Annotated in this window: 2 tRNA genes and 2 rRNA genes; all 4 read left to right on the top strand. The window is 47.4% G+C overall.

Annotation, left to right across the window (positions count from 1 at the left end):
• Positions 1-170 precede the first annotated feature (170 nt).
• The 4 genes from ACODSB_RS23835 to ACODSB_RS23820 all read left to right on the top strand — a co-directional run bounded on the left by ACODSB_RS23835 (position 171) and on the right by ACODSB_RS23820 (position 5141).
• Positions 171-1684: ribosomal RNA gene (locus ACODSB_RS23835) — 16S ribosomal RNA — on the top strand.
• Positions 1685-1806: 122 nt separating this feature from the next.
• A tRNA-Ile gene (locus tag ACODSB_RS23830) sits at positions 1807-1880 on the top strand.
• 156 nt (positions 1881-2036) lie between these two features.
• Positions 2037-2110 (top strand) — tRNA-Ala (locus tag ACODSB_RS23825).
• Between the two features lie 149 nt (positions 2111-2259).
• A 23S ribosomal RNA gene (locus ACODSB_RS23820) occupies positions 2260-5141 on the top strand.
• The 16S and 23S rRNA genes sit together here with 2 tRNA genes alongside, the layout of an rRNA operon.
• Positions 5142-5300 lie beyond the last annotated feature (159 nt).

Below are 5300 nucleotides of genomic sequence, written 5' to 3'. Positions count from 1 at the left end.
TTTTGCACCCGCTTTGAAATACAAGCGAAGTTAAAAAGAAATACACGTTCGTAGACATATTGAATTGACAGCCGTTCCGATGCAAATCGGAACAAAAGAATAAGAGTAATAGAATCGTAAGATTTGAAAAGAACCACTAGAGTAAGCGTCGAATAATAATATTAAAATATACGATGAAGAGTTTGATCCTGGCTCAGGATGAACGCTAGCGGCAGGCTTAACACATGCAAGTCGAGGGGTAGAGCACTTCGGTGCTTGAGACCGGCGCACGGGTGCGTAACGCGTATGCAATCTGCCTTTCACAGAGGGATAGCCCAGAGAAATTTGGATTAATACCTCATAGTATTATGGAGTGGCATCACTTTATAATTAAAGTCACAACGGTGAAAGATGAGCATGCGTCCCATTAGCTAGTTGGTAAGGTAACGGCTTACCAAGGCAACGATGGGTAGGGGTCCTGAGAGGGAGATCCCCCACACTGGTACTGAGACACGGACCAGACTCCTACGGGAGGCAGCAGTGAGGAATATTGGACAATGGGCGCAAGCCTGATCCAGCCATGCCGCGTGCAGGATGACGGTCCTATGGATTGTAAACTGCTTTTGTACGAGAAGAAACACTCCTTCGTGAAGGAGCTTGACGGTATCGTAAGAATAAGGATCGGCTAACTCCGTGCCAGCAGCCGCGGTAATACGGAGGATCCAAGCGTTATCCGGAATCATTGGGTTTAAAGGGTCCGTAGGCGGTTTAGTAAGTCAGTGGTGAAAGCCCATCGCTCAACGGTGGAACGGCCATTGATACTGCTGAACTTGAATTACTGGGAAGTAACTAGAATATGTAGTGTAGCGGTGAAATGCTTAGATATTACATGGAATACCAATTGCGAAGGCAGGTTACTACCAGTTGATTGACGCTGATGGACGAAAGCGTGGGGAGCGAACAGGATTAGATACCCTGGTAGTCCACGCCGTAAACGATGGATACTAGCTGTTGGGAGCAATCTCAGTGGCTAAGCGAAAGTGATAAGTATCCCACCTGGGGAGTACGTTCGCAAGAATGAAACTCAAAGGAATTGACGGGGGCCCGCACAAGCGGTGGAGCATGTGGTTTAATTCGATGATACGCGAGGAACCTTACCAAGGCTTAAATGTAGATTGACCGTTTTGGAAACAGAACTTTCGCAAGACAATTTACAAGGTGCTGCATGGTTGTCGTCAGCTCGTGCCGTGAGGTGTCAGGTTAAGTCCTATAACGAGCGCAACCCCTGTTGTTAGTTGCCAGCGAGTCAAGTCGGGAACTCTAACAAGACTGCCAGTGCAAACTGTGAGGAAGGTGGGGATGACGTCAAATCATCACGGCCCTTACGCCTTGGGCTACACACGTGCTACAATGGCCGGTACAGAGAGCAGCCACTGGGTGACCAGGAGCGAATCTATAAAACCGGTCACAGTTCGGATCGGAGTCTGCAACTCGACTCCGTGAAGCTGGAATCGCTAGTAATCGGATATCAGCCATGATCCGGTGAATACGTTCCCGGGCCTTGTACACACCGCCCGTCAAGCCATGGAAGCTGGGGGTGCCTGAAGTCGGTGACCGCAAGGAGCTGCCTAGGGTAAAACTGGTAACTAGGGCTAAGTCGTAACAAGGTAGCCGTACCGGAAGGTGCGGCTGGAACACCTCCTTTCTAGAGCCTTAGTGTTAGCTATATGCACGCTGGGGAAAAAAGATGCAGAGCCTGTTGGTTTTGAATCGAGGATTATATTACTCTTGCTGTTAGTTCAAATAATAAATTTTTAAGTAAAACAGAGTCTCGTAGCTCAGCTGGTTAGAGTACTACACTGATAATGTAGGGGTCGGCAGTTCGAGTCTGCCCGGGACTACTTTTTAAGAATTGTTAATTATAAATTATGAATTGTAAATTATAAGAAACAAGAACAAATTAAAAAGACTGAAACTTAGAAAAAAGGAAATTTTAGAGGTTGAGTAACCGTTTTAAGTACTGTTAACTGAAAACTGTTAACTGACAACTAAAAATTGGGGGATTAGCTCAGCTGGCTAGAGCGCCTGCCTTGCACGCAGGAGGTCAACGGTTCGACTCCGTTATTCTCCACTGATTATCTATAAAGATAGATAATAAAAGTTCATTGACATATTGAGATAAGAAAATAATAAGAAAGTAGAAAGCGTTTTTTGTTATAGTAGCAATACGAATAATAAAAAACAAAAAAAAACGGTCTCGTTTTAAGAACGAGATTGGTACAATAAGCAAAATAAGGGCGTATGGGGGATGCCTAGGCTCTCAGAGGCGATGAAGGGCGTGATAAGCTGCGAAAAGCTGCGGGGACAAGCACACATTGATTGATCCGCAGATACCCGAATGGGGCAACCCACTATGTTGAAGACATAGTACACCGATAGGTGGGCAAACCCGCTGAACTGAAACATCTAAGTAGGCGGAGGAGAAGAAAACAAAAGTGATTCCGTAAGTAGTGGCGAGCGAACGCGGATTAGCCCAAACCAGTGTTGTTACGGCAATGCTGGGGTTGTAGGACCACGACATTTTATGCATGCAGAACCGGAAGTTACTGGAAAGTGACGCCATAGAGGGTGATAGCCCCGTATGGGTAATAAATGTAATAGATAGTGGTATCCTGAGTAGGGCGGGGCACGTGAAACCCTGTCTGAATTTGGCGGGACCATCCGCTAAGGCTAAATACTCCTGAGAGACCGATAGTGAACCAGTACCGTGAGGGAAAGGTGAAAAGAACCGTGAATAACGGAGTGAAATAGATCCTGAAACCATACGCTTACAAGCGGTCGGAGCCCTTTCGTGGGGTGACGGCGTGCCTTTTGCATAATGAGCCTACGAGTTAACGCTGCTGGCGAGGTTAAGTGGTTAAGCCACGGATCCGCAGCGAAAGCGAGTCTGAATAGGGCGCTTTAGTCAGTAGTGTTAGACGCGAAACCGTGTGATCTACCCATGGGCAGGATGAAGCTGTGGTAACACACAGTGGAGGTCCGAACCGGTTGACGTTGAAAAGTCTTCGGATGACCTGTGGGTAGGGGTGAAAGGCCAATCAAACTCGGAAATAGCTCGTACTCCCCGAAATGCATTTAGGTGCAGCGCTGAATTAAGTTATATAGAGGTAGAGCTACTGATTGGATGCGGGGGCTTCACCGCCTACCAATTCCTGACAAACTCCGAATGCTATATAATGTTTCTCAGCAGTGAGGGCTTGGGTGCTAAGGTCCAAGTCCGAGAGGGAAAGAACCCAGACCATCAGCTAAGGTCCCCAAATATACACTAAGTTGAAAGAACGAGGTTTGTCTGCCCAGACAGCTAGGATGTTGGCTTGGAAGCAGCCATTCATTTAAAGAGTGCGTAACAGCTCACTAGTCGAGCGGACGAGCATGGATAATAATCGGGCATAAGTGTATTACCGAAGCTATGGATTTACAGTTTACTGTAAGTGGTAGGGGAGCATTCCAGCAGGGTTGAAGGTGTATCGTAAGGTATGCTGGACTGGCTGGAAAAGAAAATGTAGGCATAAGTAACGATAATGCGGGCGAGAAACCCGCACACCGAAAAACTAAGGTTTCCACAGCTATGCTAATCAGCTGTGGGTTAGTCTGGTCCTAAGGCGAACCCGAAAGGGACAGTCGATGGCTAACGGGTTAATATTCCCGTACTACTAATTACTGTGATGGGGTGACGGAGTGATGAAAGCGCCGCGAACTGACGGAATAGTTCGTTAAAGTACCTAGCTATAGGCTCTGCAGGCAAATCCGCAGAGACTGGTGAAATACGATAGTACTCGGAGTCTTCGGACAAAGAGATAGTGCGCCTAAGGGCTTCCAAGAAAAACCTCTAAACTTCAGGTAATTAGTACCAGTACCGTAAACCGACACAGGTAGTTGAGGAGAGAATCCTAAGGTGCTCGAGAGATTCATGGCTAAGGAATTAGGCAAAATAGACCTGTAACTTCGGGAGAAAGGTCGCCCTGAGCAATCAGGGCCGCAGTGAAGAGGTCCAGGCGACTGTTTATCAAAAACACAGGGCTCTGCAAAATCGTAAGATGAAGTATAGGGCCTGACACCTGCCCGGTGCTGGAAGGTTAAGAGGAGATGTTATCTTCGGAGAAGCATTGAATTGAAGCCCCAGTAAACGGCGGCCGTAACTATAACGGTCCTAAGGTAGCGAAATTCCTTGTCGGGTAAGTTCCGACCTGCACGAATGGTGTAACGATCTGGACACTGTCTCAGCCATGAGCTCGGTGAAATTGTAGTAACGGTGAAGATGCCGTTTACCCGCAGTGGGACGAAAAGACCCTGTGCACCTTTACTATAGCTTAGTATTGACCTTGGATAAATGATGTGTAGGATAGGTTGGAGACTATGAAGCGGCGTCGCCAGGCGTTGTGGAGTCATTGTTGAAATACAACCCTTTGTTTATCTGAGGCCTAACCCCGCGCTGCGGGGGACATTGCTTGGTGGGTAGTTTGACTGGGGTGGTCGCCTCCAAAAGAGTAACGGAGGCTTCTAAAGGTTCCCTCAGTACGCTTGGTAACCGTGCGTAGAGTGCAATGGCATAAGGGAGCTTGACTGAGAGACATACAGGTCGATCAGGTACGAAAGTAGAGCATAGTGATCCGGTGGTTCCGCATGGAAGGGCCATCGCTCAAAGGATAAAAGGTACGCCGGGGATAACAGGCTGATCTCCCCCAAGAGCTCATATCGACGGGGGGGTTTGGCACCTCGATGTCGGCTCGTCACATCCTGGGGCTGGAGAAGGTCCCAAGGGTTGGGCTGTTCGCCCATTAAAGTGGCACGCGAGCTGGGTTCAGAACGTCGTGAGACAGTTCGGTCTCTATCTACTGTGGGCGTTAGAAATTTGAGTGGATCTGATTCTAGTACGAGAGGACCGAATTGGACAAACCTCTAGTGTATCTGTTGTCCCGCCAGGGGCACCGCAGAGTAGCTACGTTTGGAAGGGATAAGCGCTGAAAGCATATAAGCGCGAAACCCACCACAAGATGAGATTTCTTTTAAGGATCGTGGAAGATGACCACGTTGATAGGCTATAGATGTAAAGGCAGTAATGTCATAGTCGAGTAGTACTAATAATCCGTAAGCTTATGTACACCCTTTTCCCTCCGAGCAATCGGAGGGAGGAAACTTTCTAAAACAAAAACTTACTTTTCTTTATCTCAGTATGTTAAAATATTAGCTCGACGCAGAGCAGTCTTTAAGTCGAAAGATTAAAGTCAAAAGTCGAAAGACTTTACCACTTTATGACCTTG

The sequence above is a fragment of the Flavobacterium sp. FG68 genome, assembly GCF_057808895.1.
The sequence above is the reverse complement of the archived record's forward strand: the minus strand, read 5'-3'. Positions and strand labels throughout refer to the sequence as shown.